This window comes from Pedobacter sp. SG908 (assembly GCF_011759615.1).
GTDB lineage: Bacteria > Bacteroidota > Bacteroidia > Sphingobacteriales > Sphingobacteriaceae > Pedobacter > Pedobacter riviphilus.
On sequence record NZ_JAAOYY010000001.1, the window covers coordinates 841207 to 861168 of the forward strand.

20 protein-coding genes are annotated in these 19962 nt (G+C 36.5%); 13 read left to right on the forward strand and 7 right to left on the reverse strand.

Annotation, left to right across the window (positions count from 1 at the left end; all coding sequences use genetic code 11):
• Window positions 1-11 precede the first annotated feature (11 nt).
• The 3 genes from ccsA (FHT21_RS03480) (at window position 12) to FHT21_RS03490 (ending at window position 3055) form a co-directional block, all read left to right on the forward strand.
• Complete coding sequence (gene ccsA, locus FHT21_RS03480) at window positions 12-761, forward strand: cytochrome c biogenesis protein CcsA (RefSeq protein WP_243853848.1); 750 nt, start codon at window positions 12-14, stop codon at window positions 759-761.
• Between the two features lies 1 nt (window position 762).
• Window positions 763-981, forward strand: coding sequence for a CcmD family protein (locus tag FHT21_RS03485; protein WP_029275364.1), 219 nt, complete (start codon window positions 763-765; stop codon window positions 979-981).
• 652 nt (window positions 982-1633) lie between these two features.
• On the forward strand, window positions 1634-3055 hold the full coding sequence (locus tag FHT21_RS03490) for a Glu/Leu/Phe/Val dehydrogenase (RefSeq protein ID WP_167293375.1): 1422 nt from the start codon (window positions 1634-1636) through the stop codon (window positions 3053-3055).
• Between the two features lie 341 nt (window positions 3056-3396).
• On the opposite strand, the gene FHT21_RS03495 is transcribed toward FHT21_RS03490, so the two are convergent.
• The 3 genes from FHT21_RS03495 to FHT21_RS03505 all read right to left on the reverse strand — a co-directional run bounded on the left by FHT21_RS03495 (window position 3397) and on the right by FHT21_RS03505 (window position 7645).
• Window positions 3397-4746 (reverse strand): hypothetical protein, encoded by a 1350-nt coding sequence (locus tag FHT21_RS03495; protein ID WP_167293376.1) that lies wholly within the window; start codon window positions 4744-4746, stop codon window positions 3397-3399.
• 49 nt (window positions 4747-4795) lie between these two features.
• Window positions 4796-6817, reverse strand: coding sequence for a hypothetical protein (locus FHT21_RS03500; protein WP_167293377.1), 2022 nt, complete (start codon window positions 6815-6817; stop codon window positions 4796-4798).
• Window positions 6818-6964: 147 nt separating this feature from the next.
• A complete protein-coding gene (locus tag FHT21_RS03505) occupies window positions 6965-7645 on the reverse strand; it encodes a hypothetical protein (protein ID WP_167293378.1) in 681 nt (226 codons plus the stop codon).
• Window positions 7646-7901: 256 nt separating this feature from the next.
• On the opposite strand from FHT21_RS03505, the gene FHT21_RS03510 reads away from it, so the two are divergent.
• The 10 genes from FHT21_RS03510 (at window position 7902) to FHT21_RS03555 (ending at window position 15954) form a co-directional block, all read left to right on the forward strand.
• Window positions 7902-8336 (forward strand): cytochrome c maturation protein CcmE, encoded by a 435-nt coding sequence (locus tag FHT21_RS03510; RefSeq protein WP_167293379.1) that lies wholly within the window; start codon window positions 7902-7904, stop codon window positions 8334-8336.
• A gap of 5 nt (window positions 8337-8341) precedes the next feature.
• The gene (gene ccsA / locus FHT21_RS03515) at window positions 8342-10807 is read left to right on the forward strand and encodes a cytochrome c biogenesis protein CcsA (protein ID WP_167293380.1); all 2466 of its coding nucleotides are present in this window, start codon (window positions 8342-8344) and stop codon (window positions 10805-10807) included.
• 4 nt (window positions 10808-10811) lie between these two features.
• Window positions 10812-11576, forward strand: a complete 765-nt coding sequence (locus FHT21_RS03520) for a Rossmann-like and DUF2520 domain-containing protein (RefSeq protein WP_167293381.1) — start codon at window positions 10812-10814, stop codon at window positions 11574-11576.
• A 40-nt stretch (window positions 11577-11616) separates the two neighbouring features.
• A complete protein-coding gene (locus FHT21_RS03525; protein WP_029275355.1) occupies window positions 11617-11949 on the forward strand; it encodes a 2Fe-2S iron-sulfur cluster-binding protein in 333 nt (110 codons plus the stop codon).
• A gap of 95 nt (window positions 11950-12044) precedes the next feature.
• Window positions 12045-12287 carry a Fe-S cluster assembly protein IscX gene (gene iscX, locus FHT21_RS03530; protein WP_167293382.1) on the forward strand — a complete coding sequence of 81 codons (243 nt, stop codon included), beginning with the start codon at window positions 12045-12047 and terminating at the stop codon, window positions 12285-12287.
• A 71-nt stretch (window positions 12288-12358) separates the two neighbouring features.
• The gene (locus FHT21_RS03535) at window positions 12359-12886 is read left to right on the forward strand and encodes an HAD hydrolase family protein (protein WP_167293383.1); all 528 of its coding nucleotides are present in this window, start codon (window positions 12359-12361) and stop codon (window positions 12884-12886) included.
• A 379-nt stretch (window positions 12887-13265) separates the two neighbouring features.
• Window positions 13266-14096 carry a universal stress protein gene (locus FHT21_RS03540; RefSeq protein WP_167293384.1) on the forward strand — a complete coding sequence of 277 codons (831 nt, stop codon included), beginning with the start codon at window positions 13266-13268 and terminating at the stop codon, window positions 14094-14096.
• Window positions 14097-14199: 103 nt separating this feature from the next.
• Window positions 14200-14589, forward strand: coding sequence for a Spy/CpxP family protein refolding chaperone (locus FHT21_RS03545; RefSeq protein ID WP_167293385.1), 390 nt, complete (start codon window positions 14200-14202; stop codon window positions 14587-14589).
• Window positions 14590-14658: 69 nt separating this feature from the next.
• Window positions 14659-15225 carry a Maf family protein gene (locus tag FHT21_RS03550; RefSeq protein WP_167293386.1) on the forward strand — a complete coding sequence of 189 codons (567 nt, stop codon included), beginning with the start codon at window positions 14659-14661 and terminating at the stop codon, window positions 15223-15225.
• Window positions 15226-15273: 48 nt separating this feature from the next.
• The gene (locus FHT21_RS03555; RefSeq protein ID WP_167293387.1) at window positions 15274-15954 is read left to right on the forward strand and encodes a carboxypeptidase-like regulatory domain-containing protein; all 681 of its coding nucleotides are present in this window, start codon (window positions 15274-15276) and stop codon (window positions 15952-15954) included.
• A gap of 55 nt (window positions 15955-16009) precedes the next feature.
• On the opposite strand, the gene FHT21_RS03560 is transcribed toward FHT21_RS03555, so the two are convergent.
• The 4 genes from FHT21_RS03560 to FHT21_RS03575 all read right to left on the reverse strand — a co-directional run bounded on the left by FHT21_RS03560 (window position 16010) and on the right by FHT21_RS03575 (window position 19929).
• Entirely contained in the window at window positions 16010-16924 is a 915-nt protein-coding gene (locus tag FHT21_RS03560) for an exopolyphosphatase (protein ID WP_167293388.1), read from the reverse strand.
• A 240-nt stretch (window positions 16925-17164) separates the two neighbouring features.
• Window positions 17165-17881, reverse strand: coding sequence for a DUF72 domain-containing protein (locus tag FHT21_RS03565; RefSeq protein ID WP_167293389.1), 717 nt, complete (start codon window positions 17879-17881; stop codon window positions 17165-17167).
• A gap of 219 nt (window positions 17882-18100) precedes the next feature.
• Complete coding sequence (gene dnaJ, locus FHT21_RS03570) at window positions 18101-19258, reverse strand: molecular chaperone DnaJ (RefSeq protein ID WP_167293390.1); 1158 nt, start codon at window positions 19256-19258, stop codon at window positions 18101-18103.
• 89 nt (window positions 19259-19347) lie between these two features.
• Complete coding sequence (locus FHT21_RS03575; RefSeq protein WP_029278681.1) at window positions 19348-19929, reverse strand: nucleotide exchange factor GrpE; 582 nt, start codon at window positions 19927-19929, stop codon at window positions 19348-19350.
• Window positions 19930-19962 lie beyond the last annotated feature (33 nt).

Sequence of the window (19962 nt, forward strand, 5' to 3'; positions counted from 1 at the left end):
TAAATATACGCATGAATAAAACTTGGTGGAAAATTTTAGGTTCGGTTTTGGTAATTTATACTGCAATAGCAGGCTTATTACTTGGTGTACCGCATCTGGCTATTTTGAACGAAACAATCCGTAATCTGTATTTCCATGTTCCGATGTGGTTTGCCATGATTGTGCTCTTTTCGATCTCTGTTTTTTACAGTATAAAATCATTGAGTACCAAGAGTGAAATTGATGATATTAAAGCGGTAGAAAGCGTAAACGCAGGGATAGTTTTTGGCGTTTTAGGTTTAGTAACAGGTGCCATTTGGGCTAAATATACCTGGGGACAGTTTTGGAGTTTCGATCCTAAACAGAATTTCGCTGCCATTTCAATCTTGCTCTATTTTGCCTACCTCATTCTTCGCAATGCGATAGACGAAGAACAGAAAAGAGCCAAGATTTCTGCCATTTACAATATTTTCGCCTTCCCAATGATGGTGGTATTACTTTTTGTTTTACCCCGTTTAAAAGATTCATTGCACCCGGGCAATGGCGGTAACCCTGGCTTTAACAGTTACGATTTGGATAGTCGCATGCGCATGGTATTTTACCCAGCGTGTTTGGGCTGGATATTAATCGGTTACTGGGTTTATACCATCCGTTTCAGAATACGTTCAATAGAAACCATCACGAATACACCTGATTACGGTGAAATGAAAGGTGTTCGTGATAGCTTCGTTACAGATGAAAATCAATCAACAACAAACGAAAACAAACAACAACATAACTAAGATGAAGAAGATATTTTTCTCCCTGATATTAATGATGGCCACTATGCAGTTATTTGCGCAGGATAATGGCGTAGAAATGGCCGATAGCCTTCGCAGCAATGGAAAGATATATGTTGTGGTAATATGTATCGTAATTATTCTTGTAGGTTTGCTGGCCTATCTGTTTTCGATCGATAAAAGATTAAAGAAAATAGAAAAAGAAAACCAAACTGATAAATAATAGCGCAAATACGAATCCTGGTTAAAACCATATTTTGCTTTAATAGCCTGTAAATAGGTGTATTTTAAGATTAAAATCATCAAATTTTTGTATTTATCTTGTTGTAAAAGAGGTTTTTGGTGATTTTAAAGCTCTAATTAAAAATACAGAGCAGTAACCAAATAAAATACCTACATCACAGTATTGTTTTTTGGTAATTTATTGATCAAGTTTGATTAGATATAAATTAAATCAACGGGACGATTTAGATTAAATTAAGAAGTGATCAACACAATTGGTCACTTTTTTTTATGTCCGGTTTTTTATAGGTATTTGCAATATTCGTAATATTGATCTGTTTTTTAGCTTCTATTTGTTGAGTGTTGCAACAAAAGGCTATTTTGAATATTTTTTTTATAATTTTTTTTAGATCAAATAACCTATGCTAAAACTTATAAAAATAATCGTTTTTATGGTGTGAGCTGACTAAGATATCTGCGTTTAAATGTGTTTGGGTATAGTTTTTAAACAGTTTTCTCCAACGGGTATAAAAGCTGTTGTTAGGCTAAAATAGAATGGTGTTTGCTTTACACTAAGTCTTTTTGCATTTGGATATGTGCGGTTTTTTTAGGCAATTTTGCATTGAAAACTTATTCAATATAAAAAATAAATAATGGCTAATCTAGCAGACGAGAACAAGTTCTTTGCAGATGTTTGTAAGAACTTTGACAGTGCGGCTCAATTCACCAATCATCCAGAAGGTTTATTGAACCAGATTAAAACATGTAATAGTGTGTATCGTTTCCAATTCCCAATCCGCCGCGGAAACGGTTTTGAAGTAATTGATGCTTGGCGTGTAGAGCACTCTCACCACATGAGCCCTACCAAAGGTGGTATCCGTTACAGTGAAATGGTAAACGAAGATGAGGTTATGGCACTCGCTGCCTTAATGACTTACAAGTGTGCCATTGTTAATGTTCCATTTGGTGGTGCAAAAGGTGGTATAAAAATTAACACTAAACAATACAGTGTTGCCGAGTTAGAAACCATTACCCGCCGTTATACTACAGAATTAATTAAGAAAAACTTTATTGGCCCTGGTATCGATGTTCCTGCTCCTGATTATGGATCTGGCGAGCGCGAAATGAGCTGGATTGCCGATACTTATATGACCATGAATCCTGGCCAGTTAGATGCGCTAGGTTGCGTAACTGGTAAACCAATTGCGTTACACGGTATCCGTGGCCGTAAGGAAGCTACAGGACGTGGTGTTGCTTATGCCGTACGTGAATGTGTAGAAGTGGCAGAAGATATGGCTAAATTAGGCTTTAAAGCTGGTTTAGGCGATAAAAGGGTAATTGTTCAGGGTTTAGGTAATGTGGGCTACCACTCGGCTAAATTCTTAGCAGAATTTGGTGCTACCATTGTAGGTTTATGCGAGTTTGAAGGCGCTATTTACAATCCTAATGGCTTAAATGTAGATGAGGTTTTTGCACACCGTAAAAACACAGGTTCAATTTTAGGTTTCCCTGGCGCTAAAGACTTTAAAAACTCAATGGAAGGTTTAGAGCAAGATTGCGATATCATTGTTCCGGCGGCTTTAGAAAACCAATTTACCGAGCTTAATATCCGCAATATCAAGGCAAAAATTATTGCTGAAGGTGCAAATGGTCCAACTACACCAGAGGCCGAAACAATATTTACAGAAATGGGTGGTATCATTATTCCTGATATGTATTGCAATGCAGGTGGTGTTACGGTTTCTTACTTCGAGTGGTTGAAAAATCTTTCTCACGTGGCTTTTGGTCGTATGGAGAACCGTTATGCTGCTAATTCAAATGCCAATCTGATCAATACTTTAGAAAATTTAACGGGTAAAACCATCCTTCCGGAACACCGTTTAATGATTGTTAAAGGCGCATCAGAAATGGAATTGGTAAACTCTGGTTTAGAAGATACCATGATCCATTCTTACCACGAAATCCGCGAAACATTAATGAACAAACCAGCAACTCAAACATTGAGAACAGCTGCTTTTGTAAATTCGATCGATAAAATTGCGGTTTCTTACATGAATTTGGGCGTTTGGCCATAATCAACTAATCGTCATTGCGAATCCCGATCCTTTATCGGGGTCTGGTAATCTTATTATGAAGCCTTGCAGGGTTAAAACTGCAGGGCTTTTTTGTGCCTAAGTTCGTTATCACAGATTCCGATTTGAATATTTAGCAGACTGTGTAAGCCATTTTTAGCTTTTTTTATTTTGGAAATGATAGGTCTGTGTTTCATGGGAGTGGGTTAGTCCTGCTGTACCTCCTGCCAATTGAAGGAATTGGCATCCGTCCCATCAGGTTTAGGTACAATGGACAGTTATCTGTGTAAATCACCTTGAATCTGCGACAAAAATATAACAGAACCTACCTCTATTACTTTTTGTTATAAACTTTTTAAAATCTGGTAAAGTGAATTAATATTTTCGTCTTTCAATTTAAGTTTACCATCGATCTTAACCCTTTTACCATCCAATAACTTTCCTTTAACTTCTAAATTTTTCAGCGCTTTAAAATAGCTGGTCATGAACGGAGCTTCTAATTGTTTACCCAGTTTGATCAGATCAACATTTAGATAAAGAAAATCTGTTGAAACAATATTTGAAGTTGAGGTATTCTGATTTTTAACTGTCGCGAAGTTTAAGTTTTCATTGCTGCTGTTCACAAATACTTTATAAAGCGGGAAAGCATTTTTATTTACCAAGTTGCTATCTAAATTAATCAACCCCTGATTTGCCAGGTAATTTTTTAGTCCGTTGCCTTTCGAGCCGACATTAATCGAAATGGAAGGGATATTGCGTTTTCGTAAACCAACTTTTTCAACCTTTTCAAAATCATCATTGTATTCATAGGTAATAATAGAATCAGTTTGTGTGATGGAATTTGTCCATTCGAAATTTAAATTGCCATTATAATATTTTAATAAGCTATCCTGCTCGAAACTAAAATTCTTAAACTTATAAATTTTGTCTTTGTCGGGTTTTATGCTAACATTTAACCAAAAGGAAGCCGTACTACTTGGGTTCAAATGATGATGTAAAGGTTTGTTTGAGGCTAAAATATCCCCAGACAGAAACAGATCGTTTAAATTAATCACGCCATTCTCAAAATCGATCGATCCCTGATGCTGCGCGGTTTCAAAGGCAATATGCGCCAGCGATTTTGTTGAATATTTAAATTTGCTATCGTTTATTTTTATAAAATTTTTCTGGTTTAATATATCCATTAAAGGATCATCCAAATTTTCTGCCTTAACAGATAATGAAACTGCAGCACTTTTACTGTTATAGTAAATAACCACATTGCCTAGTTTCGATCTGGCTATATTAGTGCCTTCTGTTCTTTTTATAATATCCAAGTGCATTAAGTGCCTCAAAGAATTTTCAAAATCGTTTATGTTTTCTATTTCAAAACGCGAAAAGTAAATCTGAGGTTTTCTTTCAATGGTATAAAAATAAATGCTTGCTGGTATTTTTAAACCGTTATTAAATTTATCGGGTGAATTTAAATTTGTAGTGTCATTTTTTAAATCAGATTTAAAATAATAACCCAGGTTACTTAGCATATTCGAAGCAAGCGTTCTACCTAACTCATCAACATTGATTTTGACAATCCCCGTAACATTTTTTGGAATCAATGTGCGTTCTGACTGATATCTCCGGTATTTTATAACACCGGCAAAAAAAATAAGCAGCAATAAAACTATTGCTGCTGTTATTTTTAAAAATTTCTTCATAGAATATGGTTAACTGTTTTAATCGGTTAACTGTAAACCGCCAACTAAACTACTTAGCTGCATTTTCAATTAAAGAAAAAAGATATTTCAAAGCGTTTTCATGTCCGTTCGGAATTTCTGCGCTAATATCTGCTGAAACCAATCTGCCCTTAATCGGGTTCGATTTCATATATACATTGCCCATTTTCTCTAAAGTACTGTTAAATTTCTTAGCAGTTTCTTCGCCACCAATTTCCGAATCTGGTACTTTGCCCACCAGGTTTTTGGCATTAAACAGAAAGCTGAAATTGTTTTTGGTCAATAGTTGTTTGTGCAGTTTACTTAACTTACTGTTGTTGTATTGATTGTTGCTAATACCTTGCATTTCTGCTAACGAATTGCCGAAAAATACAATACCATCTTTAATCATAAAGTAAATATCAATAGGACTTTTCTTTTCCAATATTTTATAAATGTTGTTCTCAACAGATACGTAGTTTTTGTTTACACCGTATTTAATCAATTTGTTGATCAACCTGGTGTCTTCAGAAGAAAACATGAAAAGGAAATCAGGCAAAGTTTCTTTTTTGGTTTTAATTACTTCTTTCTGCTTGTAATCATCATCATATTCGTAAGTGGTATAAGTAACATCTTTGGTGTTTAGTCCATTAATTACAAATAGGGCATCGCCCTTAATTACTTTGCTTACTGCTTCTTCATCTAATAAAAGAGAGAACAGTTCAGCACCTAGGTCTATTTCTTGATCCATTTTAGCACCCAAAAAAGAACCATAGGTCTGTTTTAATAATTTAGGGAATTCTTCCAGATAAGCTTTGGTATCAATAGAATAGCTCATAAAACCAAGCGCTTTTTCACTGTTTACATATTTCAAAAAGTTTTTGTTTAACTTTCTGTTCAAGATTTTTTTATAGGAATCGGCTTGTTCCTGAGACAATTCTAAACCTGTTGAGATGCGGAAACTCTTATTGTCCATAAAAAGCTTTGCATTTAAGCTGCCATAACCTTTCATTAATCCTGCTTTACCATAAGCACCGAATTCTGGAGAAATTGCATTGTAAACATCTTGAAGGCTCGATACCCAAAGTTCTGCAATGGCTTTATTATCCAAACTCGCCGTGTATGATTTATTGTTTTCGATAGACTCGTAACTGCCATTAAAAATCTGATCCGCCTGGGCAGTCATCCAGGTAAATGCCAATCTCTTTTTCTTGGCATCTTGTTCTGCACGTTCTTGTTGGTAAGCATCATATCGTTCATCAACAATGCCATGAACTGGAGTCATAGCGCTTGCAGTATCAACTGCGAATTCTCTTGGTTCTCGGGATTCATCAAAATCTGAATCTATTTTGGTGACTTTTTTAGATTTTTTAGCCGTTTTCTTTTTGCCAGTTTTTTTTATTCCAGTAGTTTTTTTAGCAGTCGATTTTTTCTGAACTTTTATTTTTACAACAGGCGGGGCGGGTACTTCTTCAACCATCGGTTCTTCAACTGCTACAGAATCTACAGCTACTGCAGCAGTACTATCAATAGCTATTGCATCATCATTTTGAAATCTGATGTCTTTAATTCCATAATGGGCAGATTTAGCAGAATCGGCAAAAAAAGAACTGCTAATGCTTCCGGTTACAAAGTACATCATGTTATTGTTCCACTTAATAATGCTTGTACTATCAGGCAAAATCATAGTTCGAACGTCGCCGTCCCTTTTAAATTTATTCTCTTTGTTGTTAATTAGGCTTTCGAACTTAGTCGCATCTTTAATCGGTATGAGAAAGCAATTATAAGTAATACTATCACTCAACTGATTGAAGTAATACATGTTTTTCTCTAGGTTAATGCCGAAATCTTCTATGCTGGTAAAGCTTTTATCAAGTGATTTTGAAGTTTCGGTTAGTAATTTCTTGCCCAGAAAAGATTCGTTAAAATCTTTTACAAACATTAACTTAAAAATATTATCACCTTTAATAGTGGCAACTGTAAAAGCATTTGCAGGTATTTTCTTAACCAGATCCTGAGCCTTGGCCAGGTTAAATGATAAGAAAAGAGAGATAGCAATTAGAATTTTTTTCATTGGATATAATTTGTTTTTTAGCGGTTATGAAGCTATCATGAGCATATTTATCTCGGTTTGTGAACGGTATGCTCCTGATGGTTTCATTGGATATAATTTGTTTTCAGTGGAGATGAAACTATTACGGATTAGGCGATGGTTTCATTTTTATTTAGATAGTTGTATAGAATTAGATACGTTAATTTTTCCGTTAATTAAATCTGTGATGCTGCTTTTTAACATCACGGCTTTTTTAGATTTCGATACATTTGATGCTGGATTGGTACTACTTGTTACAACAGATTCGAAACGGTAGATACTGGTGTAGGTTGCGCCGTTAAAAACTGCCTTGTCTTTTGCTTTTAATTTATTGAATTCTGTTTTAGCCGTACCTATTGCCTGATATTTTCGGCTAAAGGTTTTGGTGGCCTTGTTATAAGTATACGAGGAGGTGTTAGTGGCCTTAATTTTTTGCTGGGCGAGAATGTTTTTGGTGATGTTATTGATATTTGAAACATCTTTAAAAGAAAAACTAATGCTTGCGATGTAATTGTTAAAATCGCTTGTGCTTTTTACATTAGAAATCCCTTCCGATTTTTTTAAATAAGCCACTGCTTCATTTAATTCTTGTTGAATTTTTTGTTTACTGGGTACTTTGTAGCCTTGAACGCTATCCAAAAGCATTACCGAAGCTACTTTGGTTTTGCTCTGGCTAAGATTTATCGTGAGTACCACATCGCCCGTTCCATCGTTTTTCATGGCAATTTCTTCAATTACCTCAAAACAAGAGCTTAAAAAGGGCATTAAAACTATAAATAACAAAAGCTTATAAAACTGCTTTAATTTCATGTTAATCCGGTTTATGTTTTACTGTGGGATGTTAAAAAAGGAATGATTATCTGACAGGCCAAACTTAATAATTTCAGCCCGAACTTTTAAACGATTTAGGATATTACTTAAGATCGGTTATAAATAGTAGCTTTTGAAAAATATTTTTACTTCAAAAATCAGATAATTGTCAATATAAAGACAAGAAAAATGTAAAAGAATGCTGGCTAAGCCGATTTTTCTATCTTTGTTGCCAGCTTTTACAACAAGTATAACCATGAAGAAAAGTGCAATCATTGGATTGATTACCATCGCAATTTCCGTAGGGATTTTATTTAGCTTAAACGCAAATACCGACACCTACTCTAATTTCAAACAGGCAGCCCTTTCTGAGAAAGAAGAGCATGTGATGGGCTATTGGGTAAAATCTATGGGTACTTACTACGACGCCGTAAAAGATGCTAACCATTTTTCATTCCATATGAAAGATGAAAAGGGGGAAGTGAGAGAGGTAATTTACGCAGGTACCAAACCGCAGGATTTCGAAAAATCTGAAAAATTAGTGCTTATCGGTAAAATGGATAAGGACAAATTCTACGCATCGAAAATTTTAATGAAATGCCCATCTAAATATAACGACAACCTTGTTGAAATTAATAAAGACGGTAAGGTTGATACGGTAGGTAAGTACGGCGAGAAAAAATATAACTAATTTTAATGGATATTCAATTTGTAGGCGAAAACCTGCTACCGGGTAAAATCGGGCAGTTTTTTATTGTGCTGGCGTTTAGTGCATCATTACTTTCAACAATCGCATACTTTTATGCCAGTCGCGATAAAAATTTAGAAGATAAATCTTGGCGGAACTTAGGTCGGATTGGATTCTTGGTTAATTTTGCCTGTATAATTGGTATTGGAGCAATCTTATTCTATCTGGTACTGGGGCATTACAATGAATACAGTTACATTTATTGGCACTCCTCAAAACAGCTTCCAATTTATTATATTATTTCGGCTTTTTGGGAAGGACAGGAAGGTAGTTTCTTACTTTGGGCTTTCTGGCAATCGTTTCTAGGTACATTATTAATCTGGAAAGCTAAAACCTGGGAGCGTCCTGTAATGACAGTTGTAGCCTTCTCCCAAGTATTTTTAACCTCAATGCTTTTGGGTGTAGAGATTTTTGGTGAGCGCATTGGAAGTTCTCCGTTTATTCTATTAAGAGATTCTCTTGATTTAAAATCAATGGCTCCTGTCGTTTTCGCAAATCCTGAAAACTACGCTAATTATTTAAAATTTATTACCGATGGTAGAGGATTAAATCCATTGTTGCAAAACTATTGGATGGTCATCCACCCGCCAACCTTGTTTTTAGGTTTTGCCAGTATGATTGTGCCTTTTGCTTATGGAATTGCGGCTTTATGGCAAAAAAGATATAAAGAATGGATTAAACCGGCTATGCCCTGGGCGCTTTTTGCGGTAATGGTTCTAGGTACAGGTATTATTATGGGCTCTTTCTGGGCTTACGAAGCGCTAAACTTTGGCGGTTTCTGGGCTTGGGATCCTGTAGAAAATGCCTCTTTAATTCCGTGGTTAACCTTAATTGGTGCTGTACACGTAATGATAGCGTATAAAAATACTGGGCATGCTTATTTTACCGCAATTGCTTTAGTGTTTTTGAGTTTCTTATTGGTACTTTATGCCTCTTTTTTAACCCGAAGCGGGATTTTAGGCGATACATCGGTTCACTCTTTTACCGATATGGGGATGTTTGGCCACTTGATCTTATACAATGTTGTATTCGCTGTTTTAGCAATTGTGCTCATTGTTGTAAGATGGAAAGAATTGCCAATTACCACCAAGGACGAAGAGACCTATTCGCGCGAATTCTGGATGTTTATTGGGGCTTTAGTCGTAACTATTGCTTGTATCCAGGTTATATTCTCCACTTCAGTTCCTGTATTTAATAAAGCATTCGGTACCAAATTTACGCCACCAATTGATGCTGTAAAATATTACAATCAATGGCAGGCGCCATTTGCAGTATTAATTACCTTAATTTCGGGATTTTCTCAATACTTAAAATACAAACGAACAGATCCTCGGAAATTTTATAGCAGTTTAATCTCTGCGATTTTGTTTTCTATTGTATTAACGGCAGGTTTGGTATATGTGGCCGAGATTTATACCAATACCATGTACATCCTGATTACTTTCAGCTGTTTATTTGCTGTACTTTCCAATGCGACAATATTGTATCAGGCTTTTGGTGGTAAGGCAAAATTAGCAGGTTCTGCAATTGCACACATTGGTTTTGCACTCTTAGTTTTAGGTGCATTAATTTCTGCGGCTACCAACAGGCCTTTATCAATTAATACTACTAAATTCATTCCGGTAAAAGATTTCGAAAAAGTAGAAAAACCGGGTGAGAACATTATGTTATACAAAAACGAACCCAAGAAAATGGGTAAGTATACCGTAACCTATGTTGCCGATACCACTGTAGCACCGAATACCATTTATACCCTTAATTTTAAGGTTTTAGATAAAGAAGGTAAGGTTAAAGAAGATTTTAACTTACATCCACACGTACAGGAGAACGAAAAAATGGGCTTAATTGCCTCTCCGGATACTAAACATTACCTTACATACGATGTGTATACACACATTACCAGTGCAGCAGTTAAACAATCATCTCATGAGGATCATGAAGGGCATTCGGATGATGAAAATTATAAGGCGCCACGTATTGTAAAGGTTTCGGTAGGAGATACCATACATACCTCAAGCGGTGTGGTTACGGTTAAAGATTTAAACAGAAAACCTACCGCAAAAGATTTAGTTTTAGGCCAGGGCGATTATGCTGTTGGTTTACCATTAGAGGTTAATGCTGCTGGCAAAATTTATAACACGGAGCCTATTTTTTTAATCAAAGGAAATAACACTTTCGATTTCGCGCGTAAGGTAGATGAATTGGATCTAAAATTCCGTTTTTCAAGAGTATTGCCAGATGAGAAAAAAGTTGAGCTTCAGATTTTTGAGAAACCGCAACAGGCTAAAGATTGGGTAGTTTTCAAAGCAATTGATTTTCCTTTTATCAATTTGTATTGGGCCGGTACCATTGTAATGGTTGTTGGTTTCTTACTATCAATTTTTAGAAGAAGAAAAGAGGCCAAAGCCGTATAAAATCATGAAGATCGTTTTATTGGGTTCAGGAAATGTTGCCACACACTTGGCTAAAGCTTTAAAGGCTAAAGGCGAAGATCTGGTACAGGTATACAGCCCAAACTTAAGTCATGCAGAATCTTTGGCTGTTGCAATTGGAGCTGAAGGGCTAAACGATCTTACGGAAATTGAACAAAACGCTGATTTATACATTATCTCAATAAAAGACGATGCCATTGAAAGCGTTGCCAAATCATTAAAAAATGTAACTGGCTTGGTGGTACACACCTCCGGAACTACAGATATTAATATTTTATCTTCACAGGTAAAAAAAGCAGGTGTTTTTTATCCTTTGCAAACTTTTTCGAAAGGTAAAGAGCTTTCATTTGAAAATATACCGCTGTGTATCGAAGCGAACGACGAAAGTCAATTGGTGATTTTAAGCAATCTGGCAGCTAAAATTAGCCGTCAGGTGTACGAGTTGGGTGGCGAGAAAAGAAAAGTATTACATCTTGCAGCGGTTTTTGCCTGTAATTTTCCGAATCACCTGTACGCTTTGGCCAATAAAATTTTAAGCCAGAACGGTTTGGATTTCGAAATCATTAGGCCGTTAATTGCCGAAACAGCCGATAAGGTAATGAGTAATCTACCTGAAAATGTGCAGACTGGGCCAGCAGTACGAGCAGATGAAAACACTTTAAATAAGCATTTGAGCATGTTAACTGATATGCCCGAATTGCAGAACATTTATCAAACATTGAGCGATAGCATAAAATTAACGCTGAAATAGCATAATTACGGCTTTTGCTTCTTACTTTTGCAAAATAATTATGAGCATTTTTAAACTAAAAATAAATTTTGAAGAAGCAGATCACGAATCTATTGAATTACCAATAGCAGCGGGAGAATCTGTTTTAGATGTTTGTCTGGATAATGGAATCGAATTACAGCACAACTGTGGTGGTGTTTGTGGTTGCAGTACCTGCCATGTGTACGTAACTAAGGGCATGGATAATATCGAAGAGATTTCTGACAAAGAAGAAGACTTTATTGATAGGGCTGTTCGTCCGAAAATTACTTCCCGCCTGGGCTGCCAGTGTGTGGTGATTAATGGTGATATCGAAGTGACCATTCCAGATCAATCAGATTTTATGGGACACTAGTTAGTCCGAAGTCTTCAGTCGGGAGTCGATTAACCCTATATAACAGTTAACCGATTAACCAATTCAAACAATTAACCGAAACAACAACGAACAACATGAATAACGATAAATTTGCTTTACCTTTTTACTGGAACGACTATGAAGATATTGCAATGTCTTTATATGAGAAATTTGGTGATGATTTTACAGAAGCCAAAATCTACCGCATCCGCTTTACCGAGCTTTTAGACTGGGTTTTATCATTACCCAACTTTAAAGGAACCCGTGAAGAAAGCAATGAAGGCCATTTAGAGCAAATCCAATCTGCTTGGGTTTACGAGTGGAGAGATAATCAATAATTAGTCCTGAGTTCGGAGTCCTCAGCCCAGAGTCAGCACCGAGCGCTTAACCCTAAACGCCAAACGCGCGAATGTTTCTGCAAAAACTAAAAGAGATCACCACTTTCATTTTTGATGTAGATGGTGTGCTTACCGATGGAACTGTTCAGGTTACTGATAATGGCCAGTCGTTGCGCACTTTTAACATTAAAGATGGTTACGCTATGCAATTGGCCGTTAAAAGAGGGTATAACATCTGTATTATATCTGGTGGAGATGGTATTGCCATGGGAAAGCGTTTTTTCAATCTGGGGGTAACCGATGTTTTCCTCGGAACAGGAGATAAGGTGGCCATTTTTAATCAATACCTTCAGGATAAAAAGATTGCTGCCGGAGAAGTGCTTTATATGGGAGATGATATCCCTGATTTAAAAGTAATGAAACTCGTAGGGCTTCCAACCTGCCCAGCTGATGCCGTTGAAGAAATAAAGGCGATATCTACATTTATTTCTCCTTACAATGGAGGCAAAACCGCTGTCCGCGATATTATCGAAAAAGTAATGAAAGTACAGGGCAGATGGCATGATGAAAATCCAAATGCTGCCGATTCGGGTATATAAATTGGTGCAATTGTCATTGGTAATTGCAAACTGCCAACTGGAATCTGCTTATTGTAAATTGAATATTGGTCATTGCTGTTTCTCACAATTATCCTCCCTCTCGATTGTCATCCTGAGCGGAGTCGAAGGATCTTTTGCGATCCGTCACCCTGAACTTGTTTCAGGGGCTTTATCAACCAGATAATTTAGGCCCTCCTAAAACAATATTATTCTGCATGTAAGATTCTGAAACAAGTTCACAATGATGGTAAGGCCTAATAAGATTATAAATCTCAGACATTAAAATTTGCAATAAATCAGATTATATGCGAAATTTACACTTACAAGTTAATCAATCGATTGATTAACTTGTAAGTGTAAAAACATTAATTTTAATTATATGAGTACATACCTTGTACCGGTCGATTTTTCTAAAACAGCTGATCACGCTGCGAAATATGCGGCCAGGTTGAGTTTCGCAATGACGGACTCAAAAATTATACTGCTTAACGCATACTATGTTTCAGAATATGAAAGCATCTTGCCAACTCCCGATTTGATTGTTACTACGGATGTTCATATCGCTGATGAAATTACGCGAAGGATGGAAGCACTAGAAAAACTGAAGTCAAAAATGTTGGAGATTAACCCCGAGGCTGACATAGAGGTTTCTTTAACAAGGGAAACTTTATTAAGATCTATCATCGATCGGGTAAATAGAGAAGAGATCGGACTTATTATTATTGGCAGCAACGGTAAAAGAGCGAAAGACGAAAGTGATATCGGTTCTAATGCGATCAAAATTTCTAAATCAAGCCCGGTTCCGGTTTTGGTTGTTCCGCCTAAAGCCGATTATCAATCGATCCGTAAAGCCATTTTAGCTTGCGATTTTAAAAAGGTTAAAGAGGTGATTCCCATGCATGCGCTTAAAAATATTTTAAGCAAACATGCCTTAGAACTTTTGGTGCTTAATATCAATTCTGGTCATCCTGTTAATATGCAAGAAGAACACATTTTGCACGAAATGCTTAAAGATTTTTCTCCAGCTTATCACTATGCCGATCATCCTGATATGATTAAAGGAATCGTAAAATTTGCTAAAAGTGAAGAAGCCCAGCTGATTATTGCATTGCCCAAAAAATATAGTTTTTTCGAAAGTCTGCTTCACGAAAGTGTATCCCAAAAACTGACTATTAAATCACATGTACCTGTACTATTGTTAAAAGATTAACTGTGTTTTAATCTGCAACAGCTAAGTTACATTTACAGATTAAACTTTCATCTTTTTGCACACTCCAACATGCTCAATTTTCAACCAAAACAACAAAAACGACATGAAAAAATTAATGATGATTTGCGGATTGATGCTAGGAATAGCTGGTTTCGCTAACGCGCAGCAAGGTGGTGGACAAGGCAGAATGATGATGAAGCCTGAAGAACGTGTAAAACAGTTAGACGAAAAATTAAAATTATCTGATGATCAGAAAACAAAGTTAACTGCTGTTTTTACTGAGCAGGCAGAAACCATGAAAAAAATGCGCGAAGAAATGCAAGGCGGTGGCGATAGAGATGCAATGAGAGAGAAAATGCAAAAAATGCGTGCCGAAAACGATGCAAAAGTTACTGCTGTATTAACCGACGATCAGAAAAAAACATACGAAGCTTGGCAAAAAGAGCAACGTGCAGAAATGCAGAAACGTATGCAAGGTGGTGGAAATAATTAAATCCAGTTAAAATATTAAATAAGAAAGCGGCTTTATGTCGCTTTTCTTATTTTAGCAGAAAAATAAAATATGCCTGTCAATTTTCCTCCTATAATTTTAGCCTCTAAATCGCCACGTAGACAAGAACTTTTAACACTTATGGGCTTAAACTTTAAAGTCGAACTAAAAGATGTAGATGAAAGCTACCCATCGGGTTTAAGTCCTGCAGAAATTGCCGTTTACATTTCAGAACAGAAGGCTAAGGCCTTTACTGCTAATGGTGAAATAGTAATTACAGCTGATACCATTGTGGCCTTAAACGGAGAAATTTTAGGCAAACCTGAAGATAGGACACATGCACAAGAAATGTTAAAAAAACTATCTGGAAGCAGGCATGAAGTTTTTACGGGAGTAACGCTTGTTAAAGGCGATAAAATCCATTCGTTTTACGATAGGACAGAAGTTTACTGTAAATCTGTTACAGCTGATGAAATTGATTTCTACATTGATAATTATAAACCCTTTGATAAGGCTGGGAGTTACGGTGTGCAAGATTGGTGGGGTATTGTTGTAGTAGAACGTATAGAAGGCTCTTATACAAACGTAATGGGCTTGCCAACGGAAAAGCTATATAATGAACTGTTGAAGTTTATTTAAAACCTCTTGTGGAATCCGCCTGAAAGTTTCATCATCTATAAAATTAGCATGATGAAAACGAGAATTAACGAAGTTACCATAGCCGAGCCATGTTTACAGAACTGGGATGAAATGGATAAAGGAGAAGGCTTTAATTTCTGTAAAGCCTGTAGCAAAAATGTAATTGATTTTTCGAGCTATACCAATGCCGAAATCATTAGCGTATTGGCCGGAGCCAGTTCTTCTGTATGCGGCCGCTTAAGCCAAAGCCAATTAAACCAGCTTAACCTTCACCTGTCAATTGTGCCAACTATCAATAGAAACTGGATGAAGTACCTTGGTGTACTGGCTATTGGCATGAGTATTTTTATAATGGATGCCCGGGCAGAAAATTTGAAAACGCCGATCGAAATAACAAATGGCATAAATAACAAAATAGACGATAAAAAAACAGTTGTACCGAAAAGAATATATGGCTATGTTAATGGCGTAGATAATAAGCCTGTAGCTGGAATAAGGTTATCTATTCTCGATACCAAATACACAGCCTTGACCGATAAAAATGGTCGTTACGAGATTGTTTTAGATAATAATTTCGATGTAAAAAAGAACCAATTGACGGTAGAAAGTATCCAATACGCAGCTCTGCTAATACTTGATTTTTCTAAAGAAAAACAAAATAATCTCAGGCTTAAAAAAGCCGAATCCATGATTATGGGCAAGATAATGATTGCGCCAAAAAAGGAATAACCTAAATTAATATTCTCTAAACTCCCGATGATCCATAACTTGTATGGATCATTTTTTACATCAGGCCGGCCAAAACACCCATCTTTAAATCGTAGGTAGAAAGCATTAATCTATTTATTTTGCAACGCCCTAAAACATAGTTTGTGATTAAAGCAGCGATCACAATCATATCTATCCTTAAAGGGATCATTCCGGGCATTTCTGCTCTTTCGTTATGCGTAGCATTCAATAGTTTAATAGAAGTTTCGATGTAGTTGTCAAAATTGAACGCGAAGGTTTTGGCAGTTTTAATATCAGCTTTCAAGTTGTTTTTTCTAATAATAAGCTCAGCAAATGTTTCAAACGCTCCGGCAGATCCGATCAAAATTTCAGGATGGTATTTTTCACAGATTTCGAAAAGATCAGCCAATTGATTTTGAATGTGAAATAAAATGGCGTTTTTCTCCTCGTCGGCTATGGGATCTGATTTGAAGAACTGTTGCATTAAACGCGCTGCCCCAATGTTATAACTTTTTTTCCAGATCAGTTCTTCGGGATCACACAGGATAAATTCTACACTGCCGCCGCCGATATCCATAATCAAAGATACCTCAGTAATTGCTCCGCTCAGTTTTACACCTTGATAAATTAATTCAGCTTCTTCATCGCCGCTAATCGTTTCGATGCTTATTCCGGTTCTTTCCTTTACTGCATGTACAAAATCTTGTCCGTTTTCTGCGCTTCTAACCGCCGAAGTTGCCGTAGCCCTCACCTCATTAACCTGGTATTCGGCAATTGTATGGTTAAAAGCTTCAAGGCAGTTCACACCTCTTTCAAAGGCTTCCGGAATAATAATATTGTCGTTAATTCTTCCTTCGCCCAATTTAACAGGTACATTGGTTTTGTATAAAATTTCCGGCTGATTTCCTGTTATTTCAGCAATAAGTAAGTGGAAAGTATTGGTTCCAAGGTCAATAACGGCGACGCGCATATTTTTTGTTTTATTTTTTTGGAAAGCAGAAGCAGTACTTTATCGGGAGCTGCAGTCCTGCTATCTATTAAATTTCGTTAATGTTGGTGCTAAATTAAAGCTAGTTCGTCGAAATATCATTGCTATCAGGTTTATTTTTTCACGTTAGTAGCTTTTGGCAAAATAGCGAACGGCCAAAAAACTGTGGTGTTAGATGTTAGCATCTAACTGCACTTATACAGTTGGTTGCACTAAATGAGCCTATTTCGTTAAATTTTGCAATTGTTTCGCGTTATGTAATGCTCCAACGCCCCAGGTATTATTAAAATATACAAAAATTTCATTAACATCATCTTTAATCTGATTTTTGAAGCCCTTAATCGCATTTATATCATATTCTGATTTATACAATACGGGCTTTCCGTGAAAACGGTAATACACAGCCTCTGTATTCTGAATTGCATTATCAGGTAGCGAAGAAGGATAGCTTTGTCCGCTAAAAATGATGTTGTTTTTAGCCAGTTTTTTATAGATTTCTTCATCAAACCAACTGATATGACGAAACTCTACTACATTTTTAAAATCAGGTCTTAAATTTTCGGTCAATAGGTTTAACCGTTCCGCACTATAATCGAACTTTGGTGGAAACTGAAACAGTACACATCCCAATTTCTCTTTTAGTCCGATCTGAATAGCCTCGTAAAAATCGTTGATAAGTTGCCCGCATTCATTGAGCTGTTTATAATGTGTAATCAGCCGAGGTGCCTTAATCGTAAACAAAAAATCATCTGGACTTTCATCATACCATTTATCGAACGATTTTTGAGCTGGCATTTTATAAAAAGTAGAATTAATCTCTATCGTATTAAAATGTTCGCAATAATACTTGAACCAGTCTTTTTGTGCTAAACCTTTAGGATAGAAAACCAATTTCCATTCGCGATAATAGAAACCTGAACAACCAATTCTCCATTTCATGTATAGAAAACAGGTTATAAAGAGAAAGGTTTAAAAGTTGCATTGTTATTTAGATATCAAATAGAAAGTTCGTCATGCTGTAAAGATTGCCTGAATGCTGCAGGCGGGTTTCCTCGGCTGAAAAACCTTTTCGCAAGACGACACTTAGAAGAGATTTATCTATTTTAAACAAGAAAACCGATGCTTGCGACATCGGTTTTTCAATTTATATTTAATTAATTACTCGAAGTATTCTTTCATTCTTTCGAAGAAACTCTTATCGTTTTTACCCGGTTGTGGCTTAAAGTTTGGCGATTCACGTAATTTTTCTAAAGCATTACGTTCGTCGCTACTTAAAGCTTTTGGGGTCCAGATGTTGATGTGGATAATCTCATCACCTCTATGGTAAGAATTCACTTCTGGCAAACCTTTACCTTTTAAGCGCAATAATTTTCCGCTTTGGGTACCTGGTTCAATTTTTATTTTTGCTTTACCATCAATAGTTGGTACTTCTATACTCATCCCTAAAGCAGCATCAACAAAACTTAAATGTAAATCGTATACAATATTGTTGCCTTCACGTTTAAGCGTTTCGTGTGGCGTTTCTTCAATTAAGATAATTAAATCGCCAGGGATGCCACCATTAGGTGCTGCATTTCCTTTTCCACTCATGCTTAATTGCATACCTTCACTTACACCTGCAGGAATATTGATGGTAATGGTTTCTTCGCCACGTACAACACCGTCTCCATGACAAACTGAACACTTAGCCGTAATTTGCTGACCGCTACCATTACAGGTAGGGCAGGTAGATGCTGTTTGCATCTGGCCTAAAATGGTATTGGTTACTCTACGCACCTGGCCGCTACCACCGCAGGTACCACAGGTGCTTACCGATGATTTATCCTTTGCACCAGAGCCGTCGCAGGTTTTACAAACAATTAGTTTATTAACCTTGATTTTCTTTTCTGCACCATGTGCAATTTCCTCTAGTGTTAATTTAACTTTTATACGTAGGTTAGAGCCTTTTGCTACACGACGACCGCCACGTTGCTGGCCGCCACCACCACCAAAAAAGCTTTCGAAAGGATTGTGACCCCCAAATACATCGCCGAAATTGCTAAAAATATCGTCCATGTTCATGCCGCCACCGTAACCACCGCCACTTGCGCCTCCAACACCTGCATGACCGTATTGGTCATAACGTTGTTTTTTATCCGGACTGCTTAAAACTTCGTAAGCTTCGGCAGCTTCCTTAAATTTATCTTCAGCAGCTTTATCTCCTGGATTTTTATCTGGATGATATTTAATCGCCATCTTGCGATAAGCTTTCTTTATCTCATCAGTGGCTGCGCCCCTAGTTACGCCTAATACGTCGTAATAATCTCTTTTACTCATCTTCTTTATAAAATGATTAAATGATTGAGTGATGGAATGAGAGAATGTTAATTCAGTCATTCAAAATTCAATCATTCAATAATTATTTCTTACGCTCCAACTACAACTTTAGCAAAGCGGATTACATTATCATTTAAGGTATAACCTTTTTCAACTTCGTCAATCACTTTCCCTTTAAGATCATCGCTAGGAGCAGGGATATTGGTAATTGCTTCGTGGAAATCGGTATTGAAAGGTTGACTGATGCTTTCTACATCTTTCAATCCTTTTTGTGCTAAGGTGTTTTTTAGCTTTGTGCTTACCAATAAAATGCCTTCTTTAACCGGGGCAACGTCAGCAGCAGTTTCCATTGCTTTTAATGCACGGTCGAAATCATCTAAAACAGGTAAAAGTGAAACAATTACATCTTTACCAGCCGTTTGCAATAATTCTACGCGTTCTTTTTGTGTACGACGTTTATAATTATCGAACTCAGCGTATAAACGTAAATATTTGTCGTTAAGTTGTTGAACTTCCGCTTGCAATTTTTCTTCTGCAGATAATTCGGGTGCCTGCTCAGTTTCAGCGATAGGAGCATCAGTATTCTCTACATTCTCAGCAGTATTTTCTGATGTATTTTCAGGATTCATTATATTTTCTTCTTTATCGTTATTTTTCTTCTTATTAAACATAATACTGGGCTGAATTTTTTTGTGTTAATCTCA

Bases quoted from the DNA above. Each gene is read 5' to 3' on its own strand.
- FHT21_RS03550 (WP_167293386.1), top strand. From the start codon at position 14,659: ATGCCTGTCAATTTTCCTCCTATAATTTTAGCCTCTAAATCGCCACGT.
- FHT21_RS03505 (WP_167293378.1), bottom strand. From the start codon at position 7,645: ATGAAATTAAAGCAGTTTTATAAGCTTTTGTTATTTATAGTTTTAATG.
- FHT21_RS03485 (WP_029275364.1), top strand. From the start codon at position 763: ATGAAGAAGATATTTTTCTCCCTGATATTAATGATGGCCACTATGCAG.
- FHT21_RS03575 (WP_029278681.1), bottom strand. From the start codon at position 19,929: ATGTTTAATAAGAAGAAAAATAACGATAAAGAAGAAAATATAATGAAT.
- dnaJ (WP_167293390.1), bottom strand. From the start codon at position 19,258: ATGAGTAAAAGAGATTATTACGACGTATTAGGCGTAACTAGGGGCGCA.
- FHT21_RS03520 (WP_167293381.1), top strand. From the start codon at position 10,812: ATGAAGATCGTTTTATTGGGTTCAGGAAATGTTGCCACACACTTGGCT.
- FHT21_RS03495 (WP_167293376.1), bottom strand. From the start codon at position 4,746: ATGAAGAAATTTTTAAAAATAACAGCAGCAATAGTTTTATTGCTGCTT.
- FHT21_RS03555 (WP_167293387.1), top strand. From the start codon at position 15,274: ATGATGAAAACGAGAATTAACGAAGTTACCATAGCCGAGCCATGTTTA.
- FHT21_RS03560 (WP_167293388.1), bottom strand. From the start codon at position 16,924: ATGCGCGTCGCCGTTATTGACCTTGGAACCAATACTTTCCACTTACTT.
- FHT21_RS03535 (WP_167293383.1), top strand. From the start codon at position 12,359: ATGTTTCTGCAAAAACTAAAAGAGATCACCACTTTCATTTTTGATGTA.
- FHT21_RS03525 (WP_029275355.1), top strand. From the start codon at position 11,617: ATGAGCATTTTTAAACTAAAAATAAATTTTGAAGAAGCAGATCACGAA.
- FHT21_RS03490 (WP_167293375.1), top strand. From the start codon at position 1,634: ATGGCTAATCTAGCAGACGAGAACAAGTTCTTTGCAGATGTTTGTAAG.
- FHT21_RS03545 (WP_167293385.1), top strand. From the start codon at position 14,200: ATGAAAAAATTAATGATGATTTGCGGATTGATGCTAGGAATAGCTGGT.
- FHT21_RS03540 (WP_167293384.1), top strand. From the start codon at position 13,266: ATGAGTACATACCTTGTACCGGTCGATTTTTCTAAAACAGCTGATCAC.
- ccsA (WP_167293380.1), top strand. From the start codon at position 8,342: ATGGATATTCAATTTGTAGGCGAAAACCTGCTACCGGGTAAAATCGGG.
- iscX (WP_167293382.1), top strand. From the start codon at position 12,045: ATGAATAACGATAAATTTGCTTTACCTTTTTACTGGAACGACTATGAA.
- FHT21_RS03510 (WP_167293379.1), top strand. From the start codon at position 7,902: ATGAAGAAAAGTGCAATCATTGGATTGATTACCATCGCAATTTCCGTA.
- FHT21_RS03565 (WP_167293389.1), bottom strand. From the start codon at position 17,881: ATGAAATGGAGAATTGGTTGTTCAGGTTTCTATTATCGCGAATGGAAA.
- FHT21_RS03500 (WP_167293377.1), bottom strand. From the start codon at position 6,817: ATGAAAAAAATTCTAATTGCTATCTCTCTTTTCTTATCATTTAACCTG.
- ccsA (WP_243853848.1), top strand. From the start codon at position 12: ATGAATAAAACTTGGTGGAAAATTTTAGGTTCGGTTTTGGTAATTTAT.